3 protein-coding genes are annotated in these 1433 nt (G+C 36.8%); 2 read left to right on the top strand and 1 reads right to left on the bottom strand.

From position 1 onward, the window contains the following. Positions 1 to 51 precede the first annotated feature (51 nt). Positions 52 to 531, bottom strand: a complete 480-nt coding sequence (ruvX, locus tag BN338_RS02520) for a Holliday junction resolvase RuvX (protein ID WP_039758701.1) — start codon at positions 529 to 531, stop codon at positions 52 to 54. A 146-nt stretch (positions 532 to 677) separates the two neighbouring features. On the opposite strand from ruvX, the gene gatC reads away from it, so the two are divergent. After that, on the top strand, positions 678 to 965 hold the full coding sequence (gatC, locus tag BN338_RS02515; protein WP_039758700.1) for an Asp-tRNA(Asn)/Glu-tRNA(Gln) amidotransferase subunit GatC: 288 nt from the start codon (positions 678 to 680) through the stop codon (positions 963 to 965). A 31-nt stretch (positions 966 to 996) separates the two neighbouring features. Continuing rightward, a partial coding sequence (locus tag BN338_RS02510; protein WP_039758699.1) for an amidase family protein occupies positions 997 to 1433 on the top strand: 437 nt, incomplete at its 3' end.

Raw genomic sequence — 1433 nt, 5'->3', positions numbered from 1 at the left:
CTATGGGATGCTCATTGCACGCTATAATGCCGCGCATTTGCTCAATGTTCTTTATCCTTCCATATGATGGAAATTTTCAATTCTATTGAGAGCACCTTGCAATATAAAAGCAGCGGCTGCCGAATCAATTCTTCTTGCTCTTTTAGTGCGTGATACATTCATTTCTAAAAGAGAACGTTCTGCGGCAATTGTTGATAAGCGCTCATCCCAAAAAACAAATGGAATTTTTGTATAAGCTTTCATATTGCTCACAAAAGCTTTGGTTGCTTGAACACGAGAACCGCTACTTCCATTCATATTAAGAGGTAAGCCAATGACAATAACGCCTACATTTTCATGATCAAAAATTTTAATAAGTGTGTGGGCATCTTCTATAAATTTTTTTCGTTGGAGCACAGGGCGTGGATTTGAAACAGTCAACCCCATATCAGAAATCGCAATTCCAATCGTTTTTGTCCCTAAATCTAAGCCTGCTATTGTTTGTCCAGGCAAAAGATGTGTCATAATTTCGTTTATATTAATAACAGTCATAGGGATTATAATACGTTTTTTAATATTTCAGATCTATAATTATATTCTTTATTCATCTTATCTAATATCCTTGCGCTTGCAAGCACAGCCTTGTATAGCCAGATAAAGATCAATAAATAAACAAAAAACAGAAAGGCGTAAAGAATATGTCTGTTGATCAAGAAACCGTCAAGCGGGTTGCACGTTTAGCGCGGATTGCTATCCACGATGATGAGGTGGAACCTATGACAAAAAAATTCAATGCTATTTTAGGCTTTGTAGAGCAATTGAAAGAAGTTGATGTCAGTGAAGTTGAGCCATTAACATCTGTGATACCGATGACTCTACGAATGCGTGAAGATAATGTTACAGATGGTAATAAAGTAGCAGATATTGTCGCCAATGCACCTGTTACAGAAGAAAATTTTTTTCTTGTCTCAAAAATTGTTGAGTAACTTTTTATATTTTTGAAATTTGAGAACCAATATGACTGATTTAACAACCCTCACAATTGCACAAGCTCGTGATGCTCTAATAAAGAAAAAGCTCAAAGCAACGGAATTAACAGAAGCTTATTTAAAAGCAATAGAATTGGCTAATCCGACTTTGAATGCTTATGTAGCAATAACAGCAGAACAAGCAAAAAACATGGCTGCTGAATCAGATCGCCGCTTGGCGAAAGGAGAGGGAGGGCTTTTGGAAGGAATTCCCTTGGGGATTAAAGATCTTTTTGCAACCTATGGTGTTCATACTCAAGCCTGTTCAAATATCCTTGATGGTTTTAAACCGAACTATGAATCAACCGTTACGGCTAATTTATGGCAAGATGGTGCTGTGATGTTAGGAAAACTTAATATGGATGAGTTTGCTATGGGCTCTTCTAATGAGACATCATATTATGGTTCCGTTATTAGCCCATGGAG

It is taken from the genome of Bartonella queenslandensis AUST/NH15 (genome assembly GCF_000312585.1).
In the GTDB taxonomy this organism is placed as follows: domain Bacteria; phylum Pseudomonadota; class Alphaproteobacteria; order Rhizobiales; family Rhizobiaceae; genus Bartonella; species Bartonella queenslandensis_A.
The sequence above is the reverse complement of the archived record's forward strand: the minus strand, read 5'-3'. Positions and strand labels throughout refer to the sequence as shown.